General features: G+C 65.1%; 16 protein-coding genes. 12 read left to right on the top strand and 4 right to left on the bottom strand.

The features are described 5' to 3' along the window. Positions 1–271 precede the first annotated feature (271 nt). The 8 genes from GCT19_RS19670 to GCT19_RS19635 all read left to right on the top strand — a co-directional run bounded on the left by GCT19_RS19670 (position 272) and on the right by GCT19_RS19635 (position 11,743). Positions 272–2,677 (top strand): glycoside hydrolase family 3 N-terminal domain-containing protein, encoded by a 2,406-nt coding sequence (locus GCT19_RS19670; RefSeq protein WP_018433690.1) that lies wholly within the window; start codon positions 272–274, stop codon positions 2,675–2,677. Between the two features lie 65 nt (positions 2,678–2,742). Continuing rightward, complete coding sequence (locus tag GCT19_RS19665; protein WP_152852862.1) at positions 2,743–3,510, top strand: SDR family NAD(P)-dependent oxidoreductase; 768 nt, start codon at positions 2,743–2,745, stop codon at positions 3,508–3,510. Then, on the top strand, positions 3,507–4,391 hold the full coding sequence (locus GCT19_RS19660; protein WP_018433692.1) for an SMP-30/gluconolactonase/LRE family protein: 885 nt from the start codon (positions 3,507–3,509) through the stop codon (positions 4,389–4,391). Before GCT19_RS19665 ends, GCT19_RS19660 begins: the two co-directional genes overlap by 4 nt. Before the next feature lie 156 nt (positions 4,392–4,547). Continuing rightward, on the top strand, positions 4,548–5,543 hold the full coding sequence (locus GCT19_RS19655) for a LacI family DNA-binding transcriptional regulator (protein WP_152852861.1): 996 nt from the start codon (positions 4,548–4,550) through the stop codon (positions 5,541–5,543). 215 nt (positions 5,544–5,758) lie between these two features. Continuing rightward, positions 5,759–7,162: an MFS transporter gene (locus GCT19_RS19650; protein WP_026228335.1), complete on the top strand. Its 1,404-nt coding sequence runs from the start codon at positions 5,759–5,761 to the stop codon at positions 7,160–7,162. A 42-nt stretch (positions 7,163–7,204) separates the two neighbouring features. Then, positions 7,205–8,989: an IlvD/Edd family dehydratase gene (locus GCT19_RS19645; RefSeq protein ID WP_013093958.1), complete on the top strand. Its 1,785-nt coding sequence runs from the start codon at positions 7,205–7,207 to the stop codon at positions 8,987–8,989. An 84-nt stretch (positions 8,990–9,073) separates the two neighbouring features. Beyond that, complete coding sequence (locus tag GCT19_RS19640; RefSeq protein WP_152852860.1) at positions 9,074–10,261, top strand: fumarylacetoacetate hydrolase family protein; 1,188 nt, start codon at positions 9,074–9,076, stop codon at positions 10,259–10,261. A gap of 39 nt (positions 10,262–10,300) precedes the next feature. Further along, positions 10,301–11,743, top strand: coding sequence for an aldehyde dehydrogenase family protein (locus tag GCT19_RS19635; protein WP_018433696.1), 1,443 nt, complete (start codon positions 10,301–10,303; stop codon positions 11,741–11,743). Positions 11,744–11,895: 152 nt separating this feature from the next. Here the strand turns inward: GCT19_RS19635 and GCT19_RS19630 are convergent, their stop codons facing one another. From GCT19_RS19630 to GCT19_RS19615, 4 genes are all read right to left on the bottom strand, one after another. Next, positions 11,896–12,162, bottom strand: a complete 267-nt coding sequence (locus GCT19_RS19630) for a DUF4148 domain-containing protein (RefSeq protein ID WP_152852859.1) — start codon at positions 12,160–12,162, stop codon at positions 11,896–11,898. Between the two features lie 314 nt (positions 12,163–12,476). Further along, on the bottom strand, positions 12,477–12,743 hold the full coding sequence (locus GCT19_RS19625; RefSeq protein WP_013093963.1) for a DUF4148 domain-containing protein: 267 nt from the start codon (positions 12,741–12,743) through the stop codon (positions 12,477–12,479). Positions 12,744–12,941: 198 nt separating this feature from the next. Next, the gene (locus GCT19_RS19620; RefSeq protein WP_152852917.1) at positions 12,942–13,775 is read right to left on the bottom strand and encodes a DUF2182 domain-containing protein; all 834 of its coding nucleotides are present in this window, start codon (positions 13,773–13,775) and stop codon (positions 12,942–12,944) included. Further along, the gene (locus GCT19_RS19615) at positions 13,775–14,536 is read right to left on the bottom strand and encodes a DUF899 domain-containing protein (RefSeq protein WP_152852858.1); all 762 of its coding nucleotides are present in this window, start codon (positions 14,534–14,536) and stop codon (positions 13,775–13,777) included. The genes GCT19_RS19620 and GCT19_RS19615 overlap by 1 nt, the downstream gene beginning before the upstream one ends. Positions 14,537–14,703: 167 nt before the next feature. On the opposite strand from GCT19_RS19615, the gene GCT19_RS19610 reads away from it, so the two are divergent. The 4 genes from GCT19_RS19610 (at position 14,704) to GCT19_RS19595 (ending at position 21,231) form a co-directional block, all read left to right on the top strand. Then, entirely contained in the window at positions 14,704–15,933 is a 1,230-nt protein-coding gene (locus GCT19_RS19610; RefSeq protein WP_321576834.1) for a helix-turn-helix domain-containing protein, read from the top strand. 14 nt (positions 15,934–15,947) lie between these two features. After that, the gene (locus GCT19_RS19605; RefSeq protein WP_152852857.1) at positions 15,948–16,622 is read left to right on the top strand and encodes a Vgb family protein; all 675 of its coding nucleotides are present in this window, start codon (positions 15,948–15,950) and stop codon (positions 16,620–16,622) included. Between the two features lie 590 nt (positions 16,623–17,212). Next, positions 17,213–19,627 (top strand): alkaline phosphatase family protein, encoded by a 2,415-nt coding sequence (locus GCT19_RS19600; RefSeq protein ID WP_026228337.1) that lies wholly within the window; start codon positions 17,213–17,215, stop codon positions 19,625–19,627. Between the two features lie 122 nt (positions 19,628–19,749). Beyond that, positions 19,750–21,231 carry a cytochrome-c peroxidase gene (locus tag GCT19_RS19595; RefSeq protein ID WP_152852856.1) on the top strand — a complete coding sequence of 494 codons (1,482 nt, stop codon included), beginning with the start codon at positions 19,750–19,752 and terminating at the stop codon, positions 21,229–21,231. Positions 21,232–21,237 lie beyond the last annotated feature (6 nt).

Raw genomic sequence — 21,237 nt, 5'->3', positions numbered from 1 at the left:
ATCGCGTTGCTTGCCCGACGCAGGCAAGCGCGGTCTCACTGCACCGCGTCGCTAGACGCACTGAACGACCCGTAGTCGATCGAACACGGCGAATCTCGAGTCGCGGCTGCGTTCGATCGATTAGCAGGACTGCGAAGCGCGGAAAGGTATCTGAAATTTAACGGGACGGCGTCCGGCCCGAAGCAACGCCCTGCCGCACGCTTGTCAGGAACAACGGATTTGTCGGCGCTCAATGCGCTTCGTACACCAGGATAAATAAAAGGAGTTTTCGATGTTGCTTCGCCAAAGTGAGGTGCCGCTCTACCGCAATCCCGCCGCAGCCGTGGAAGAGCGCGTGGCCGATCTGCTCGCGCGCATGACACTCGACGAAAAGATCGCGCAGCTTCATGCCGCGTGGCTGAAGCTGTCGGCCGATGGCAATCACAAGGCGCGTAGCATCGATTTCGCGCAGAGTGCCAACCAGATCACGGTCGATGAGATCTTGCAGTATGGCCTCGGCCAGATCACGCGTCCGCTCGGCACGCATACGGTCGATCCGAAGGAAGGCGTGCGCGCGCTCAACGAGCTGCAGCGCAAGATGGTCGAAGACACGCGCCTCGGCATTCCGGTGATGGCGCACGAGGAGTGCCTCGTCGGGCTGATGATCAAGGACGCGACGCTGTTCCCGTCGCCGCTGAACTATGCGGCGACGTGGAATCCGCGGCTGGTCGGCGAAGTGGGCACGATCATCGGCGAACAGGCGCGTTCGATCGGCTGTCACCAGGGGCTCGCGCCGGTGCTCGACGTGTCGCGCGATCCGCGCTGGGGCCGCACCGAGGAGACGCTCGGCGAAGACCCGTATCTGGTCGGCGTGCTCGCATGCCACTACGTGAAGGGCCTGCAAGGCGAACAGCGCGATCTGCTCGCGACGCTCAAGCATTTCGTCGGTCATTCCGCGAGCGAAGGCGGCCGCAATCATGCGCCGGTGCATGTCGGTCCCCGTGAACTCAACGACGTGTTCATGCTGCCGTTCGAAATGGCCGTGAAGCTCGCGAACGCGGGCTCGGTGATGCCGGCGTATCACGACGTCGACGGCGTGCCCTGTCATGGCGATCGCGCGCTGCTGCACGACACGCTGCGCGAGAAGTGGGGCTTCGACGGTCTTGTCGTCGCGGATTACGCGGGCGTGGACCTGCTTTACAGCCACCATGCGGTGGCGCGCGACAGCGCGTCGGCCGCGGCCCTCGCGTTCAACTCCGGCCTCGACGTCGAGCTGCCGGGCCATGAGTGCGCGGTGCATCTGAAAGAAGCGCTCGAGCGCAACGAGATCACCGAAGCGACGATCGACACTGCCGTCTCGCGCGTGCTGCGCGTGAAATTCCAGCTCGGCCTGTTCGAGAATCCGTATGTCGATCCCGAACGCGTCGACGTGAAGAGCGCGGCCGCGGGCGATACCGCGTATCAGGTCGCGCTCGAATCGGCGGTGCTGCTGCGCAATCAGGGCGACGTGCTGCCGCTCGACGCGAACGGTGCCGACAAAATCGCGGTGATCGGCCCGACCGCCGACGATCCGCTCGCGCTGCTGGCCGGCTACAGCTTCCCGGTGCATCTGATCAACAGCGGCGAGCAGTCCACTGCTTCGATCGCGACGCCGCTGCGCTCGCTGCGCGCGTTGCTCGGCAATGAGCGCGTGATTCACGCGCAGGGCTGCGACATCATCAAGGAACGTCGCGCCGGCGCGCCGGTGTTCCCGGGCGACGTGTCGCTCGATCTGACCGGCGACGCGCATTGCGACGAGCTGATCAGCAAGGATACCGACGGCATCGCCGCCGCGGTCGAGGCCGCGCGGCAAGCGGGCGTCGCGCTGGTGTTCGTCGGCGATCTGGCGGGTCTGTTCCAGTCCGGCACGGTCGGCGAAGGGTCCGATACGGACAGCCTCGACCTGCCGGGCGTGCAGCAGGCGTTGCTGCAGGCGGTGGTCGACAGCGGCACGCCGACCGTCGTCGTGATGACGGGCGGCCGCCCGTACAATCTCGGCGGCCTCGAAGAGCGCATCGCCGCGCAGATCATGGCGTTTGCGCCGGGCGAGCGCGGCGCCGAAGCGTTGGCCGATCTGCTGGTGGGCCGCGCCGATTTCAGCGGCCGTCTGCCGCTGTCGGTGCCGAAGAGTGCGGGCGCGGTACCGTACGTGTATAACCATCGTCTGAAAAGCGCCGGAACGCCAATTGCATACCATTTCGGTTGCCGCTATCCGTTCGGTTTCGGTCTCGGCTATACGCAGTTCCGTTACGGTGATCTCGCGCTCGCGCACAGCGAAGTGCCGATCGAGGACGGTACGATCGAGCTGAGTTTCACGCTCGACAACATCGGCGCACGCGACGGCACCGAGATCGTGCAGATCTACGTGCGCGACCGTCACGCGTCGGTCGCGCGGCCGGTGCGCGAGCTGAAAGCGTTCGCGCGCGTGCCGCTCGCGGCCGGTGCATCGGCGCGAGTGCGCGTCAAGCTGCCGGTCGACATGCTGAACTTCACCGACGCGCGCGGCGAGCGTATCGTCGAGCCCGGTGACTTCGATCTGCTGGTCGGCAGCTCGAGCCGCGATATTCATCTGAGCGGCACGGTCGCGGTCGCGGGCGCCGCGACGAGAACGCTCGAACGCAACTGGCGCATGCTGAGCGAAGTCGAGATCGCGGCCTAAGCGGCGGGTCGGGGCGGCGAGTGCCGCCCCTTGTGTGGTCCTACTCGTTACAAGTGGAAAATCTGATGTCGTACGCAACCTATCCAAGCCTGGCGGACAAAACCATCGTCGTAACCGGCGGCGGCAGCGGGATCGGCGCCGCGATCGTCGAGGCTTTCGCGCAGCAAGGCGCGCGCGTGTTCTTCCTCGACGTCGCCGAACACGATTCGCTCGCGCTGCAGGAAACGCTTCGCCACGCGAAGCATCCGCCGCTGTTCCGCCGTTGCGACCTGAAAAATGTCGACGCGATCGAAAGCACGTTCGCGGCCATCGTCGAAGCGGCGGGCCCGATCGACGTGCTCGTCAACAACGCCGGCAACGACGACCGGCACGAAATCGGCGAGCTGACCGCGAGCTACTGGGACGACCGTATCGCCGTGAATCTGCGCCATCAGTTCTTCTGCGCGCAGGCCGCCGCGAACGGCATGCGTCGCGCGGGGCGCGGCGTGATCCTGAATCTGGGCTCGGTATCGTGGCACGTCGCGCTGCCGAACCTCGCGATTTATATGACGGCCAAGGCCGGCATCGAAGGGCTCACGCGTGGTCTCGCGCGCGATCTCGGCAACGCGGGCATCCGCGTGAACTGCATCATCCCGGGTGCGGTGAAGACACCGCGGCAGATGCAATTGTGGCAGTCGGCGGAGAGCGAAGCGAAGGTGGTCGCGAGTCAGTGTCTGCAATTGCGCATCGAGCCCGAGCACGTCGCGCGCATGGCGCTGTTCCTCGCGTCCGACGACGCGTCGCGCTGCTCAGGCCGTGATTACTTCGTCGACGCAGGGTGGTACGGAGAATGAGCATGCCGGTACCTGTGTGCGTATGGGCGGTCGGCGCCGAGCTGGCCGAAGGGCCGCTGTGGCAGGCCGCAGAAAACGCCGTGTATTTCGTCGATATCAAGGGGCGCCGGATTCATCGGCTGTCCGTCGCGACCGGCGAGCAGCGGACGTGGCAGGCGCCCGATCAGCCCGGTTTTCTGGCGCCGCTCGCTAACGGCACGTTCGTATGCGGGCTGCCAGGCGGCCTGCATCGCTTCGATCCGGCGAGCGGGGAGTTCAGCAAGCTCGTCGACGTCGAACCGCATCTGCCGGGCAACCGCCTGAACGACGGTTTCGTCGATGCCCGGGGTCGCCTGTGGTTCGGCTCGATGGACGATGCCGAAGAGGCGCCGAGCGGCTCGCTGTATCGTGTGAACGAGCAAGGCGCGGCCGTCGCGCAGGACGACGACTACGTGATCACGAACGGCCCGGCGATGAGCCCGGACGGCCGCACGCTGTATCACAACGACACGATGCGGCGCGTGGTCTATGCGTTCGACGTCGCCGCGGACGGCACGCTGTCGGGCAAGCGCATCTTCGCCGCGATCTCGGGCGACGGCCATCCCGACGGCATGGCGGTCGATGCCGACGGCTTCGTGTGGATCGCGCTGTTCGGCGGCTGGCGGATCGAGCGCTACTCGCCGGCGGGCGAACTGGTCGATCAGGTGCCGCTGCCTTGCGCGAACGTGACGAAGCTCGCGTTCGGCGGCGACGATCTGCAAACCGTCTATGTGTCGACGGCATGGAAGGGGCTGACGGCGGTCGAGCGGCAGCATCAGCCGCAGGCGGGCGGGCTGTTCTCGTTCCGCGCGCCGGCGGCGGGACAGGCTCAGGCACGCTGCACCGTGGGCTTCGAGCGGTAAACGACAAAAACACAGCGACAGGACAAGCCGCAAAACGCAACCCTGACGTTGCCTGGTCGCTCCGCAAGGAGCGGCCCGCTATCATGTGCGTTCCATGACTTTCGCGCATTCGCCCCGATTCCTATCATGACGTCCAGGCCGCCAGTCCCGCCCCGCATGTCCGATGTTGCCGAACGTGCGGGCGTCTCGAAGATGACCGTGTCGCGCGTGCTCTCGGGCCGCAACGTGTCGCAGGCGACCCGCGAACGCGTGCAGAAGGTCATCGACGAACTCGGCTACGTCGCGGATGCGGCGGCGGGGGCGCTGTCGTCGGGACGCTCGGAGTTCGTCGCGGTGCTGGTGCCGTCGTTGTCGAGCTCGAACTTCTCCGACACCGTGCGCGGCCTGAATGCCGCACTGAATCCGCACGGTCTGCAACTGCTGCTCGGCGATACGGACTACCTGCTGGAGCAGGAAGAACTGCTGGTGCGCTCGATGCTGCGCCACCAGCCGCGGTGCGTCGCATTGACGGGCGGCCGGCACACCGAGGCGACCCGCATGCTGCTGAAGCGCGCCGGCATTCCGGTCGTCGAAATGTGGGATCTGCCCAGCGATCCGATCGATACGGTCGTCGGCTTTTCGAACTCGGCGGCGGCGCGCGCGATGGTCCGCCACCTGCACGAGCGCGGTTATCGGCGGATCGGCTTTATCGCGGGCGCCAGCGAGCGCGACCGGCGCGGGCACGACCGGATGCGCGGCTACGTCGCGGAAGTCAAGGCGCTCGGCCTCGGCGAGCCGCGCGTGATCCGGCTCGGCGATTCGCCTATCACGATGAGCCACGGCGCGCCGGCGATCAGCGCGTTGCTCGACACGTGGCCCGACACCGAAGCCGTGATGTGCGTGAGCGACATGTCGGCGTTCGGCGCGATCATGGAGTGCCACCGGCGCGGGCTGTCGGTGCCGGGCGACATCGCGGTTGCCGGCTTCGGCAACTTCGAGGTGTCGTGGTGCTGTCAGCCGAGCATCACGACGGTATCGGTCGACGCATACGGCATCGGCCTGCGGGCCGGCGAAACGCTGCTCGCGGCGCTCGCCGATCGCGAAGCGGGCGACGTGCATCGCAGGAAAGCGGTGAAGATCGATTTCACGGTGATTGCGCGCGATAGCGCGTAGAGATCGCGTCGCTGAATTCGCGAGCCGCGAAATCGGCGAACTACCTTTAATTAGACAGATCAGGGATATCCCTTGGTTGTCCGGACGGTAAGCCGCGCGTAACATCCACAGCCTGAAATGTTACCGGTAACTTCAAGCCGAGGTTCGGCTGCTCGCATCGCACGAGCCGCGAAGCAACGGCATTTCCTACCAAAAACACGCTGATGGAGAAACGAATGACCGCTGTACCGTCCGCCATGGCGCCCACCGCGCGCGTCGACGAGTTCGAGGAAAGGACCTATCGCAAGGTCGTGCGCCGGCTGCTGCCGATACTGTTGCTGTGCTATGTGGTTGCGTATCTTGATCGCGTGAACGTCGGCTTCGCGAAGCTGCAGATGCTCGACGATCTCGGCTTGTCCGACACGATGTACGCGATCGGCGCGAGCGCGTTTTTCTGGGGCTATTTCATCTTCGAAGTGCCCAGCAACGTGTTTCTGCATCGCTACGGCGCGCGTTTCTGGATCGCGCGGATCATGTTCACGTGGGGGCTCGTGTCGATGGCGCTCGCGTTCGTCGCGCCGCTCGCGCAGATCGCGCACGTCGAAACCTCGACGATGTTCTACATCCTGCGCTTCCTGCTCGGGCTCTGCGAGGCCGGCTTCTTCCCCGGCGTGATTCTGTACCTGAACTTCTGGTTTCCCGCGCAGCGCCAAAGCCGCGTGATGTCGGGCTTTCTGATCGCGATGCCGGTCAGCCTGATGCTCGGCGGGGTCGTGTCGGGCTGGCTGATGGAACATACGGCGGGCCTGCTCGGCTATCAGGGCTGGCAATGGATGCTGCTGATCGAGGGCGTGCCGTCGCTGCTGACCGCGTTCGTCGTGTACTTTTCGCTCGACGACGGCATCGAGCGCGCGCGCTGGCTCACGCCGCAGGAAAAGAGCCTGCTCGCGGCGAATCTGCAGCGCGAAAGCACGCACAAGACCGCGCGCTTCGGCTCGGCGGTGCGCGATCCGCGCGTCTGGCTGCTGGTCGCGATCTTGCTCACGTTCAATACCGGCTTCTACGGCCTCGCGTTCTGGCTGCCGTCGATCATCAAGGCGACCGGCGTGCAGGACCCGCTGCATATCGGCCTGTTGACCGCGATCCCGTATGGCGTGGCGATCATCGCGACGCTCGCGAACGCCGCGCATTCGAAGAAGACCGGCGAGCGGCGCCTGCATGCGGCGATTCCGGCGCTGATCGGCGGAGTCGGTCTGATCATGAGCGCGGCTTTGGCGCATCATGTGGTGTGGGCGATCACGTTTCTGACGATCGCCACCGCCGGCATCCTCGCGTTGATGCCGATTTACTGGACGTTCCCGGGACAGTTGCTGTCGGGCGCCGCGGCGGCGGCCGGCATCGCGATGATCAACGCGATCGGCAATCTGTCCGGCTTTACCGGTTCGATGATCACCGCCGTGGCCAAAAATCTGACCGGCGACATCAACAACGGCACCTACGCACTCGGGGCGTGTCTGCTGGTCAGCTGCGTGCTGATCCTGCTCGTGCCGCGCTCGATGCTGACGCGGGCCACGCCGAATGAAGACAGCGCGCCGCGCCGCGAGACGGCGCGGGCGCAGAAACACGCAGAGCACGCGTAAGCACGGATAAGCAACCCTCACCCAGACAGAGAGACACGCATCATGTCAGCATCCACCCCGCGCCGGCTGCGCAGCCAGGAATGGTTCGACGATCCCTCGCATGCGGATATGACGGCACTGTACGTCGAGCGTTTCATGAACTACGGTCTGACGCGCGAAGAGCTGCAGTCGGGCCGGCCGATCATCGGCATCGCGCAGACGGGCAGCGATCTCGCGCCGTGCAACCGGCATCACATCGAACTCGCCGCGCGCACGAAAGCAGGCATTCGCGACGCGGGTGGCATTCCGATGGAGTTTCCGGTGCATCCGCTCGCCGAGCAGAGCCGCCGGCCGACCGCCGCGCTCGACCGTAACCTCGCGTATCTGGGGCTCGTCGAAATCCTGCACGGCTTTCCGCTCGACGGCGTCGTGCTGACCACCGGCTGCGACAAGACCACGCCCGCGTGCCTGATGGCCGCGGCCACCGTCGACATGCCGGCGATCGTGCTGTCCGGTGGCCCGATGCTCGACGGTTGGCATGACGGCAAGCGCGTCGGCTCGGGCACCGTGATCTGGCATGCGCGCAATCTGCTCGCGGCCGGCGAGATCGACTACGAAGGCTTCATGGAGCTGACCACCGCATCGTCGCCGTCGATCGGTCACTGCAACACGATGGGCACCGCGCTGTCGATGAACAGCCTCGCCGAAGCGCTCGGCATGTCGCTGCCCGGCTGCGCCAGCATTCCGGCCGCTTACCGCGAGCGCGGCCAGATGGCCTACGCGACCGGCAAGCGCATCGTCGACCTCGTGCGCGACGACGTGCGGCCGTCGAAGATCATGACGAAAGAAGCGTTCGAAAACGCGATCGTCGTCGCATCGGCGCTCGGCGCATCGACCAACTGCCCGCCGCATCTGATCGCGATCGCGCGGCACATGGGCGTCGAGCTGAGCCTCGACGACTGGCAGCGCGTCGGCGAGCAGGTGCCGCTGATCGTCAACTGCATGCCCGCGGGCGAGTATCTCGGCGAGAGCTTCCATCGCGCGGGCGGCGTGCCGGCCGTGATGCACGAGCTCGCGAAAGCCGGCCTCGTGCACGAGGAATGTCTGACGGTGTCCGGTCGCACGATGGGCGAAATCGCGGCCGCCGCGCCGGCGCCGGATCGCGAGGTGATCAAGACGACCGACGATCCGCTGAAGCACGGCGCGGGCTTCATGGTGCTGTCGGGCAACTTCTTCGACAGCGCGATCATGAAGATGTCGGTGGTGGGCGAGGCGTTCCGCAAGACCTATCTGAGCGAGCCAGGTGCCGAAAACACCTTCGAAGCACGTGCGATCGTGTTCGACGGCCCCGAGGACTATCACGCGCGCATCAACGATCCGGCGCTCGAAATCGACGAGCATTGCATTCTCGTGATTCGCGGCACGGGCACGGTCGGCTATCCGGGCAGCGCCGAGGTCGTCAATATGGCGCCGCCGGCGGCGCTCGTGCGCCAGGGCATCACTTCGCTGCCCACACTTGGTGACGGACGTCAGAGCGGCACGTCCGCGAGCCCGTCGATTCTGAATATGTCGCCGGAAGCGGCCGTGGGTGGCGGCCTCGCGCTGTTGCGCACGAATGACCGCATCCGCGTCGATCTGAATTCGCGCAGTGTCAACGTGCTGGTCGACGAAGCCGAACTCGCGCGACGCCGCGAAACCGTGCAGTTCGAGATTCCGCCCGCGCAAACGCCGTGGCAGGAGCTGTACCGCAAGACGGTCGGCCAGCTTTCGACCGGCGGCTGTCTGGAACCGGCGACGCTTTATCTGAAGGTGATTGCCGAGCGCGGTAATCCACGGCATTCGCATTGACCTGCAGGTGACAAGGCCGGGCTTCGCACACAACGCGACGCCCGGCCTTGCCCGTTTCTCCACTTATCCGAAAGAGCCCATCCCATGTCCGCAACTTCCTCCTCCAGCTTTCTTCCCGGCGATCTGAACGACGCGCTGCTGATCGGCCGCGTGTGGCGCAAGACCGAGCAGCATGAAGGACCGTGCGTGGTCGTCGTGCGCGGCGGCGAGGTGTTCGACATCACCGCGACCGTGCCGACCACCGCCGATCTATTCGAACGCGACGATGCCGCGCAATTTGCGCGCAGCGCGCCGGGCGTGCCGCTGGGGCCGGTCGCGCAACTGATCGACGCAAACCAGCCGGGCGCGAGCGCCCCCGCCGTGCGCCTGCTCGCGCCGTGCGACGTGCAGGCGATCAAGGCCTGCGGCGTCACGTTCGCGGTGAGCCTGATCGAGCGCGTGATCGAGGAGCAGGCCGGCGGCGATCCGGCGAAGGCGAAGGAAGTGCGCGAGACGATCGCGTCGACGATCGGCACCGATCTGTCGAAGATCAAGCCGGGCTCGGAGGCCGCGATGAAGCTGAAGGCCGAGCTCGAACGGCGCGATGCGTGGTCGCAATACATGGAAGTCGGCATTGGCCCGGACGCCGAAGTGTTTTCGAAATCGCAGCCGATGTCGGCGGTCGGCTTCGGCGCGGACGTCGGTCTGCTCGCCGCGTCGGTGTGGAACAACCCGGAGCCGGAGATCGTGCTCGCCGTGAATAGCCGCGGCAACATCGTCGGCGCGACGCTCGGCAACGACGTGAACCTGCGCGACATCGAAGGCCGCTCGGCGCTGCTGCTCGGCAAGTGCAAGGACAACAACGGCTCGTGCGCGATCGGCCCGTTCGTGCGGCTGTTCGACGACACGTTCTCGCTCGACTCGGTGCGCAGCGCGAGCGTGTCGCTGCGCGTCGAAGGCTCCGACGACGACTTCGTGCTCGACGGCGTGAGCCACATGAGCGAGATCAGCCGCGACCCGGCCGACCTCGTTGCGCAGACCTGCGGCCGTCACCATCAGTATCCGGACGGCTTCATGCTGTTCCTCGGCACGATGTTCTCGCCGATCAAGGACCGCGACGCGCCCGGCGCCGGTTTCACGCACCACCTCGGCGACCGTGTGACGATTTCGACGCCGCAGCTCGGCGCGCTGACCAACACGGTGCGCCTGTCCACCGAAATCGAACCGTGGACGTTCGGCGTGCGCGCGCTGTATCGCAACCTCGCGGCTCGTGGCCTTCTGGTTGCTGAGTAACCGGATTGTCGCTGCAACTTTCGAAAGGAGAATCAGGACATGAGTCAATTTGCAAACTACATCGACGGACAGTGGGTCGACGGCGCGAGTGTGTCGCGCAACGTCAATCCGTCGAATCTCGATGACGTGATCGGTGAATTCGCGCAAGCCGACGCGGAGCAGACGCATCGCGCGATCAGCGCCGCGCGCAAGGCTTTCGCGACGTGGTCGCTGTCCACGCCGCAGCAGCGCTTCGACGTGCTCGACCAGGCGGGCAGCGCGATCCTCGCGCGCAAGGCAGAGCTCGGCAAGCTGCTCGCGCGTGAAGAGGGCAAGACGCTGCCCGAGGCGATCGGAGAAGTGGGCCGAGCCGGCCAGATCTTCAAGTTCTTCGCGGGCGAAGCGCTGCGCGTCGGCGGCGAAATCGTGCCGTCGGTGCGGCCGGGCATGACGGTCGAAATGACGCGCGAACCGGTTGGCGTGGTCGGCCTGATTACGCCATGGAACTTTCCGATCGCGATTCCGGCGTGGAAGATTGCGCCCGCGCTCGCGTACGGCAATACGGTCGTCATCAAGCCGGCCGATCTGGTGCCGGGCAGCACGTGGGAGCTGGTCAAGATCATCGCCGAGGCTGGCGCGCCGGCGGGCGTGATCAACCTCGTGATGGGCCGCGGCTCGGTGGTCGGCGAGGCGCTGGTGTCGTCGCCGCATGTGGATGCGATCAGCTTTACCGGTTCCGTCTCGACGGGCCGCGCGATCGGCGCGAAGTGCTTCGAGTCGGGCAAGAAATTCCAGCTCGAAATGGGCGGCAAGAACCCGATGGTCGTGCTCGACGACGCCGATCTCGACGTCGCGGTCGAAGCCTGCATCAACGGCGCGTTCTACTCGACGGGTCAGCGTTGCACGGCATCGAGCCGGCTGATCGTGACCGCAGGGATCTATGACCGCTTCATCGACGGCATGAAGGCGCGTATGCGTGCGCTGAAGGTCGGCGATGCGCTCGCGGACGGCACGCAGATCGGCCCGGTCGTCGACGACAAACAGCTCGAGCAGGACGAGCGCTATCTGGCGATCGCGCGCGAAGAGGGTGGCACGGTGTTCGGCGGCGAGCGCGTCCAAGGCGTGACGCCGGGCAACTTCCTCGCGCCGGCGCTGGTCACGGAGACGACCTCGGCGATGCGCATCAACCGCGAAGAGGTGTTCGGGCCGGTCGCGTCGGTGATCAAGGTCAAGGACTACCAGGAAGCGCTCGCGGTCGCTAACGACACCGAGTTCGGTCTGTCGGCCGGCATCTGCACGACGTCGCTGAAGTACGCGAGTCATTTCCGCCGCCATGTGCAGGCGGGCATGGTGATGGTCAACACCGCGACGGCGGGGGTCGATTATCACGTGCCGTTCGGCGGCAGGAAGGGATCGAGCTACGGTCCGCGCGAGCAGGGCGCGTACGCCCGCGAGTTCTACACGTCGGTGAAGACCGCGTATATCAACCCGGGCGCGGTCTGACGCGACACTAGCCGGGCTTCCCAAAACGGAACTGGCCCACCATCGCATCCAATCGCGATGGCGGGCCAGTAGGGGAAGCTGCAAGAGCGCTATGGCAAAGCGCTCCGGCAGGTACAGCTACATCAACAGCAACTCTTCAACCGGAACGCGGCTTACTGCGCTGCGCGGCCCTGTTGCGACGAACCGCTGGTCACGCCGCCGACCGCGCTGTTTTGCGCCGCGACGCGGGCTTCGGCAGCTTGAACGTCGTACGGGTAGGTGTTGGGATTCCAGCGCCCTGGGTTGTAGCCGGCCTTTTCGAGCTGAACCAGCTCTTCACGGACTTGCGCGCGGGTCACCGGCTGGTTCGATTGAGCGAAAACGGCAACCGGAGCAGCAAGGGTAACGGCGATAACGACAGCTTGAACGAGGGATTTCATTTTTACTACCTCCAGGTTTTGTCTTATTAGGCTGCGAAGTCATTTGTTTGCAGCAGTGATGACAGTCTAGGGGGAGCCGGAACTAGGGTAAATACCTAATCCCTGAACTCACTGTTTCCCTAACTAAACCAATATTGGGGCAGCAAGGCCATCGAGCCATTTCGGCCGCCATGTGCAGGCGGGATGCCCAAAACGGAACTGGCCCACCATCACATTCAATCGCGATGGCGGGCCAGTAGGGGAAGCTGCAAGAGCGCTATGGCAAAGCGCTCCGGCAGGTACAGCAACATCAACTTTTCAATCGGGAACGCGGCTTACTGCGCTGCGCGGCCCTGTTGCGACGAACCGGTGGTCACGCCGCCGACCGCGCTGTTTTGCGCCGCGACGCGGGCTTGAGCAGCCTGAATGTTCGACGGATATTCGTTCGGGTTCGAACGTGCCGGGTTGTAGCCGGCCTTTTCGATCTGGACCAGCTCTTCACGAACTTGCGCGCGGGTCAGCGGCTGATTCGATTGAGCGAAAACAGCAACCGGAGCAGCAAGGGTAGCGGCGATAACGACAGCTTGAACGAGCGATTTCATTTTTACTACCTCCAGATTTTGTCTTGTTAGGCTGCGAAACCATTTGTTTGCAGCAGTGATGACAGTCTAGGGGGAGCCGGAACTAGGGTAAATACCTAATTCCTGAACTCACTGTTTCCGTAACTAAAACAATATTGGGGCAGCAAGGCTGTCGAGCATCGATTTGCGAAGCGATCAACGGTGGATAGGGCGCGTGTATCAGCCCGCTGAGAGCGCTTGGACAAGCAGCAAACCTGCGACGCCGATGGCTATGGCGCCGATCGCCCGGGCGACGCGCGCGCCGTCCGGCGCGACCCGCTCGGCCGTGGTGGCGACCGTCACGGCCGCCATCAGGCGCAAATCCGTCATGCCGGCGACCAGCAGAATCGCCGTCAGCCCCGCGCAGCAACCGGCACAGTCGATCCCGATGCGCAGACCGTATCGCCACGCGCTTGCCGCGTCGGCGGCCAGGCTCGGTTTCGCGCGACAGCAGGCGAGGCGGCGGGCTTTCCACCTGCTGAACTGCAACACGCCAGCGAGCACGACGACCACGCCGGCCGCTAACGGCACCGAACGAGCGAGCGCTAGCCACCGCAACTCGAACGCCGCGAGCGATGCACCGAGCGCAAACACGGCCACGCCCAGCACCGTCCATACGACGGCATACGCGCCAGTGACGAGCACCGTCAGCAGCGCCAGTCGCCCCGCGCTCGCCCGCGCGCCGACCGCGTCGCGATAGCGCAGCAGCGTCGGCATCAACGACGGCAGCATCATCGCCGCCATCATCACGATCCACATGCCGATGAACGATGCCGCGGTGCGGGCCCACGTGCGCCCGCAGGTCGGCATCCACAGTGTCGACATCGACCAGCCGCCGGGCATCGGCAGCGCGCCCATCGCCGACATCGACGCGTTGTGCGCCAGTGTCGCCGCGACGCTCGCGATGAACACCAACGCGCAGACGCCGACGAACACGCGCTGCGATGAGCGCATCGCGCGCCACGTGGAGAAGTGCTGCCCGCTCGCGCAGGCAGCGCGCACGAGCGGGCCCATCACCGCTCGTACTCGTCGTGACGGCGCCACCAGATGCCTGTCTCGTTGCGTCCCTTCGGCGCCCGATCGAGCCACTGGTACATGCCCCACAGCGCATCGACGCCACGCGCGTAGGTCGAATACGTGTGATAGACGACGCCGTCTTCGAGCACGAACGCGCTCATGCCGGGCCGGTCGCGCGAATAGGTGGCGGCGTCGGTGCCGCAGGTCGCCGCGAATTGGGCGACGGGCTCGGGCGCGGGACTCACGTCCATCGCGTGACTGTTGCGTGCGTAGTTGTACTCGATATCGCCGGCGCGCTGCTGCGCCTCGGTGAACGAGACATTGAAGTCGAAATTGAAGTCGCCGCTTGCCGACGACGCCCATGGAAACGTCCAGCCCATGCGCCGCTTGTACGCCTGCAACTTCTCGAGCGGCGCGCGCGACACCGCCATCAGCATCACGTCGTGATGCGCGAGATGCACGGCGAAGCCGCCGAAGCCGTCCGCGATCGACGAGCACGATGGGCAGCCCGCCTTGTAGTCGGGGCCGAACATGAAGTGGTAGACGAGCAGCTGCGAACGTCCTCTGAACAGCTCGACGAGCGACGCGCTGCCTTCGTCGGTATCGAAGCGGTAGGCCTTGTCGACCCTCACCCATGGCAGCGCCTGACGTTGGCGCGCAAGCTCGTCGCCGTGTCGCGTGTGCGCTTTTTCCGCGTCGAGCAGCGCGCGTCGCGCGTCGAGCCACTGTTCGCGTGTTCCGATCGGATGCGTGGTCATCGTGAGTTCCTCCGTGAGTCGTGCCGCGCCGCGCGAGGTCTTGCCCGACGGCATCGGTTAGGGTTGGTGGTCGTGCTAGATTAGGACCGGGCATCCATTGGGTGGGAGTGACAAGTGTGGCGGGATTCGCTTGATGCATTGACGTGCTACGCGCGGACTCGCACGCCGTGGACGCGCTGATTTCGGCGGCGGCGCGCGCGCTCGCGGCCGGCGATCCGCTTGGCGCGCTCGACCGCGTCGCGTTGCGCGACGACGCGCCGGCGCTCGCGCTGCGCGGCATCGCGATGGCACAGCTCGGCGATTTCCTGCGCGCCAAGGCGCTGGTGCGCGGCGCCGCACGCGCATTCGGCGCGCAGCATGCGGTCGCCCGTGCGCGCTGCGTGGTCGCCGAAGCGGAGATCGCGTTCGCGTCGCGCGATCTCGCCTGGCCCGCCAGAACACTCGATGCCGCGACCGCCACGCTCGACGCGCACGGCGATCGCGTCAATGCCGCGCATGCGCGCTATCTGGCGGCGCGGCGTCTGCTGCTGATCGGCCGTCTCGACGAAGCGGAGCGCAAGCTTGCGGCGCTCGATCCCCGGCCGTTTCCGCCCGCGTTGCGTGCCGCGCATGAACTGGTGGTCGCGGGGGTTGCGCTGCGGCGCTTGCGCAGCGGCGCCGCTCGTGCCGCACTGGCGCGGGCCGCACGCGCGGCAAGCGAGGCCGGTATTCCGGCGTTGATCGCGGAAGTCGAAAGCGCTTCGGTCGCACTGAGCAAGCCGGCGGCGCGCAAGATCGCGCATGGCGAAGAAGAACCGATCCTGCTCGATGAAATCGAGAAGCTGCTGACCTCGAATCAGGCGGGCGGCCCGTTGATCGTTGACGCTTGCCGCTACGCGATCCGCGATGCGAACGCGGCGGTTGCGCTCGCGAGCCGACCCGTGCTGTTCGCGCTCGCCCGCGTGCTCGGCGAGGCATGGCCCGACGACGTGCCGCGCGACGCGCTCGTCGCACGCGCATTCCGTGCCAAACGCGCCGACGAATCGCATCGCGCGCGGCTGCGCGTCGAGATCGGCCGGCTGCGCGCGGCGCTCGGCACGCTCGCGAGCGTCAGCGCGACGACGCGGGGCTTCGCGCTCGAACCGCGTCATGCGCGCGAGGTCGTCGTGCTGGCGCCGCCGGTCGAAGGCGAGCATGCGGCGCTGCTCGCGTTTCTATCGGATGGCGAATCGTGGTCGAGTTCCGCGCTTGCCCTCGTGCTCGGCGCGAGTCAGCGCACCGTGCAACGCTCGCTCGACTCGCTCGCCGAGGCCGGCAAGGTGCAGCCGGTGGGCGAGGGGCGCGCGCGCCGCTGGATGACGCCGCCGCTCGCCGGATTCGCGACGGCTTTGTTACTCCCTTCCCCGTTCCCTTCGTGATTAGGATGGTCACCATGAACCACTCTGCCGCCAGAATCGTCCGCGAATATGGGCCCTTTACGGGCGTCGATAAAGTGCACGGGGTCACTTACGATGGCCGGCAGGTGTGGATCGCGACCGGCGAACGGCTCGACGCGTTCGATCCGGCGAGCGGCGAGACACTACGCTCTATCCCGGTGCCCGCCGACGCGGGCACGGCTTTCGACGGCGAGCACCTGTTCCAGATCGCGAACGGCCGCATCCAGAAGATCGATCCGCAGAGCGGCCGTGTGCTGTCGACGATCGCGGCGCCCGGCGACGGCGGCCACTCGGGCCTGACATGGGCCGAGGGTTCGCTGTGGGTCGGTCAGTATCCCGAACGAAGAATCTATCAGGTCGATCCGGAGACTGGCGCGGTGCTGCGCACGATCGAATCGAATCGCTTCGTGACCGGCGTCACGTGGGTCGATGGCGAGCTATGGCATGGCACGTGGGAAGGCGACGAGAGCGAGCTGCGGCATATCGATCCGCGCAGCGGCGAGGTGCTCGAAAGCGTCGAGATGCCGGCCGGCACTGGCATCTCCGGACTCGAATCGAACGGCGCGGATCTGTTCTTCTGCGGGGGTGGGGGCAGCGGGCTCGTTCGTGTCGTGCAGCGTCCCGCGCGAGATGACGGTACGCAATTGACGGTCGATTCCACGAGCGAGTGAGTCATTACTTAAATTGCGCGGCGTTCTTAGCGGGTGCCGGTGTCTGGTTTACTTGTGCTCGTCGATAACGCCGGTCATCTCGTCGTTAGTAAAACGATGTATTCCATTTCATTTCTCTTTTCGCGACATTACCATCGCTATATGCGGACCGCCTGCAGCGACTTCTAGTACACCGTGGCTAAGCGATCAGCCACCGTCTGGTCGCGGTCCAGTCATCTCGTTTCGTTCACCTTTTCCCACCACGGTGCTCGCACCGGTCTCATGTGCCTGCGAGCAACGTGCCCAGGTTGCTCGCAGTACATCATCACGTACCTTTGTTCATTGGTTCGGCCCATGCGGGGCGAAACGTGCCATCGCGCCGCACTCGCAGCATGCGAGGCATTCGCGGCTTTATTTCATTTCAGTTATTTGGCCGTGCATTGCGACTTTTCAAAAAAGATGTGAATAGAACCAGGCCAGGTTCTCACGCAATTCCCCTTATCGTGAGCGGACATACTTTTTACACAATCGCTTCATATTATTCGCTAGTTTTACTAAGTCCTACCCCACAAAAAAGCGATTGCCGATACAACTACCACAGGGTCCCTCACATGTCATCGCATCACAAAATGCGCCCGGCGCTTTGTCTAACGTCCGTTGCCGCTGCCTGCGTGCTCGCAGCTTGCGGTGGAAATTCGGACAGCCCCTCTGCCAGCAACAACAACGGCGGCACGACCGCCGGCACGACCTACTCGGGCGTGGTCGCCGCAGCAGCCTTCGTCCCAGGCAGCGCGAGCGGTAACCCGACCTTGAAGGCCGGCTACTACTCGGGTGCCACCGTGTTCGTCGATGCCAATGGCAACGGTGTGCTCGACAGTGGCGAAGTCTCCGCGAAGACCGACAGCAACGGACACTTCTCACTGACCACGACTGCCAAGGGTCCGCTCGTCGCTGACATCACCACTTCGGCCACCAACACGGCATCGGCCGCCAAGGTTGCCAGCCACCTGATCCTGCGCGCTTCGGCCGACCAGATCGCCGACCAGGGCGCCACCAAGGTGGTGATCAGCCCGTTGTCGAGCGAAGTGCAGCGGCTCGTCGAAGCCAACGGCACCAAGTACGCGGCGGAGAAGGCCAATCTGTCCACTCGTTTGTCGGGCCCGGCGTTCAACGACGCGTCCGTGACGGTTCCCGCCGCCGACGTCCTGGCCGACGTCAACACCCTGTCCGGCGCCGAGCAGTACGCCGTGCTGTTCGAACAAAACGCACTGACCAACCGCTACACGTACGCGACCACGAAGCTCGATCGTGGCGACAAGTACCCTGACGCGCTGGCCGTTGCTGGTGGCGATCCCACCTTGGCAAGCGTTTCGGGCATCACCGCTGGCGAAACGATCCCGACGGATGCGCGTAAGGCGATCACCTTCGCACAAGCTCAGCAGGCTGCGTTCAACGTCGAAGCGATTCCGCGTTACGACAACATCTTCGTGATCATGCTGGAGAACAGCAGCACGAACCGCGTCAAGGGTTCGGCGTACATGCCGGCGGTCAACTCGATGATCACCAACGGCAACTACTTCTCGACCTACTTCGCGACCGGCAGCCCGTCCGAGCCGAACTACACCGCCTTGGGCGGCGCCGACGACTTCGGTATCGGCGACGACAACTGGTGGGGTTGCGCTGCCACCGGCACCACCGCCCCGACGGACAAGCCTTTCACCGGCGGCACGGCTTCCGACGGCCAACCGCTGCCGGCCCACGTTGCGCTGACGCCGAACGACCCGATCATCGGTACCACCGCCGGCGGCGCCACCGTGGCCGTTGGATCGCTGCTGTCCAATTACACGGCAGCCGCCAACCAGGCGTGCTCGACGGATGGCACTGGCTCCGTTGCCAACCACAACATCATGAACGCGCCGAACCTGTTCACGCAGATTTCGAATGCGGGCCTGACGTGGCGTACCTACAGCGAATCCATGAACCCGGGTCAGGATCCGCGCGCCGACAGCCTCGGTGACACGGGCGTATCGCAGGCCTATAACCAGACCGACGGCAGCATCACCGTAACGGGCACGCCGTTCGCCATGCCCGGCTCGCTGTACAAGACCAAGCACCATCCGGGCATGGCCTACCAGAACGTGCGTAACCAGCCGGAGTTCTACGCGAACAACCGCACGATCTTCGGTACCCAGTACTACACCAACGCGGCCGACCTGACCAACACGACGCTGTACAAGGTTCCGACCGGCTACAACGTCGACCAGTTCAGCACCGACCTCGCGAAGGGCGACGTCGGTACGCTGAACTTCATCATGCCTGACCAGTGTGATGACTTGCACGGCACCGGCAGCGACGGCACCTGTAAGGACAGCACGACCGCTTCGGGTTCCATTCCGGCTCACTCGCTGCTGACCCGCGCCGACTTCTACACCAACGCCGTGGTGCAGAAGATCAAGGCTTCGCCGCTGTGGCAGAACAAGCAGCGCAACGTTGCCATCGTGGTCATGTTCGACGAAGGCAATGGCGCGTCCAACGGCGCCGGCAGCTCCTGCTGCGGCTGGGACGTGGGTGGCAAGGCTACGCAGATGCAGAACGCGGACGGCACCTGGACCCCGGTTCAGGCGAAGTACGGCAATGGCAACAAGGGTCACGGCAACTCGATCTTTGTGCTGATGACCAACCAGCAAGACGTCGGCACCGCGCCGAAGGGCGTCGCCGACAGCGATACGTACAGCCACTTCTCGTTCGTGCGCACGCTGCAGGACATGTTCCAGCTGGCCGACCCGGGTGTTCCGACTTCGTACGCCAACCGTTCGAAGTACACGGAATCGTACATTGCGCAGAACATCGCCAACCTGCCTGAGTACGCTGGCAGCGCCGATACGCACTACGACGCGGTTCGTCCGATGAACCATGCCTACGTGATTCCGGCCGGTTACACGCAGAAGTTCCAGACGGGTGACGTCAGCGATCCGGCGCAAGTCGGTCCGGACGCGACCCAGAAGAACCTGTGGGCAGCGAAGTAATAAAAAGTACTAAAGGGTAAGCACGCGCAAGCGTGCCATTCATCAAGCAGTAGCCTGCGCGGGGGAGTGGTTCGGCCACTCCCCCGCCGGGTGTTTTATCGAAGAAAGCCGGGGGAGTAGCGATGCGCAAGGTTTATGCGGGGGCGCTGTATGTCATCTTGTCAACATTGGCCGCTTGCGGGGGCGGGGGCTCGTCGCAGTCGCCTTCGACTGACGCCGGTACGGGCTCAACGGGGTCCTCGGGGTCGGCGCCTACGAGCACACTGAGCGCGGCGGCCCAGATCGGTCAGCAAATGTTCTTCGACAAGAACCTGTCTGGCGGCAAGAACCAGGCATGCGCGTCCTGCCACGATCCCGCGTTCGCCTACGGCCCGCCCAACAGCCTGGCGGTGCAACTCGGTTCCGATGGCGTATCGGAAGGCCAGCGCGCGGTTCCCTCGCTGCGCTACAAGGCGATGACGCCGGCCTACGACGACAATGCTTCGAACCCGGACGGCATCACGGCGAACGCGCCGGGCGGCGGGTTCATGTGGGACGGCCGCGGCAAGACGCTGGCCGACCAGGTGGCGCTGCCCCTGCTCAATCCCATCGAGATGAACAACGCCTCCAGAGACGCGGTGGTGCAGGCGGTGAAGAACTCCGCGTATGCCGCAAAGTTCACGGCGGTGTACGGCCCGGCCGTGTTCGGCGATACGGACACGGCGTTCCAGGACATCGGACTCGCGCTGCAGGCCTTCCAGAATGAGGACCCGAGCTTTGCGCCGTATTCGAGCAAGTTCGACCTGTATGCGAACAACAAGATCGGCGGCACGTTGACGCCGGCCGAAATTCGCGGGATGAACCTGTTCAACGATACCGATCACGGGGCCGGCTGCGTGGCCTGTCATTTCATGGGCGCCAACTTCAACGGCTCGAACGCGCTGGGGACCGACTTCACCTATCAGGCGATCGGTGCGCCGCGCAACGACGCGTCGATCCCGGACAATCCGAACCCCATCGCGGCCAACCTGAACGCGAGCTACTACGACATGGGACTGTGCGGCCCGATCAATAACGGCAGCTATGACAGCCACACACCGCTTTCGGCCACCAGCGGCGCCGGCCCGGACCCATTTACGGGCGTGAACAACCCGGACCCGTACTGCGGCCGCTTCAAGGTGCCGACGCTGCGCAACGTCGCCGCGCGCAACGCGTTCTTCCACAACGGCGTGTTCCACTCGCTCGAGCAGGTGGTTCGCTTCTACAACACACGCGACACCAACCCTGAGTACTGGTATCCGTCCACGGGTGGCGATTCGACCAAGCTGACCAGCAACCCGAGCTATGCGCTGCAACCCAGCTATGCAGCGGGCGCGACGGTGAATATGTTCAACGATCTGCCGGCCGCCTACCAGGGCAATATCGACGAGGAACTGCCGCTGGGGCAGGGCCAGACCGACGCGGGCGGCACCACCGCGTTGAACGGCGCGCAGCCGCGTGCTGTCCATTCGGCGCCGCAACTGTCCGATCAGGACGTGCAGGACGTGATCTGTTTCCTGAATACCTTGAGCGACGGCTACCACGCTCCCGCAACGCAGCCCACGAGCGGTAGCTGCGTGAATTGATCCTTC

The sequence above is a fragment of the Paraburkholderia atlantica genome, assembly GCF_009362785.1.
In the GTDB taxonomy this organism is placed as follows: Bacteria; Pseudomonadota; Gammaproteobacteria; order Burkholderiales; family Burkholderiaceae; genus Paraburkholderia; species Paraburkholderia atlantica.
This window is presented reverse-complemented; position numbering and strand designations above follow the sequence as displayed.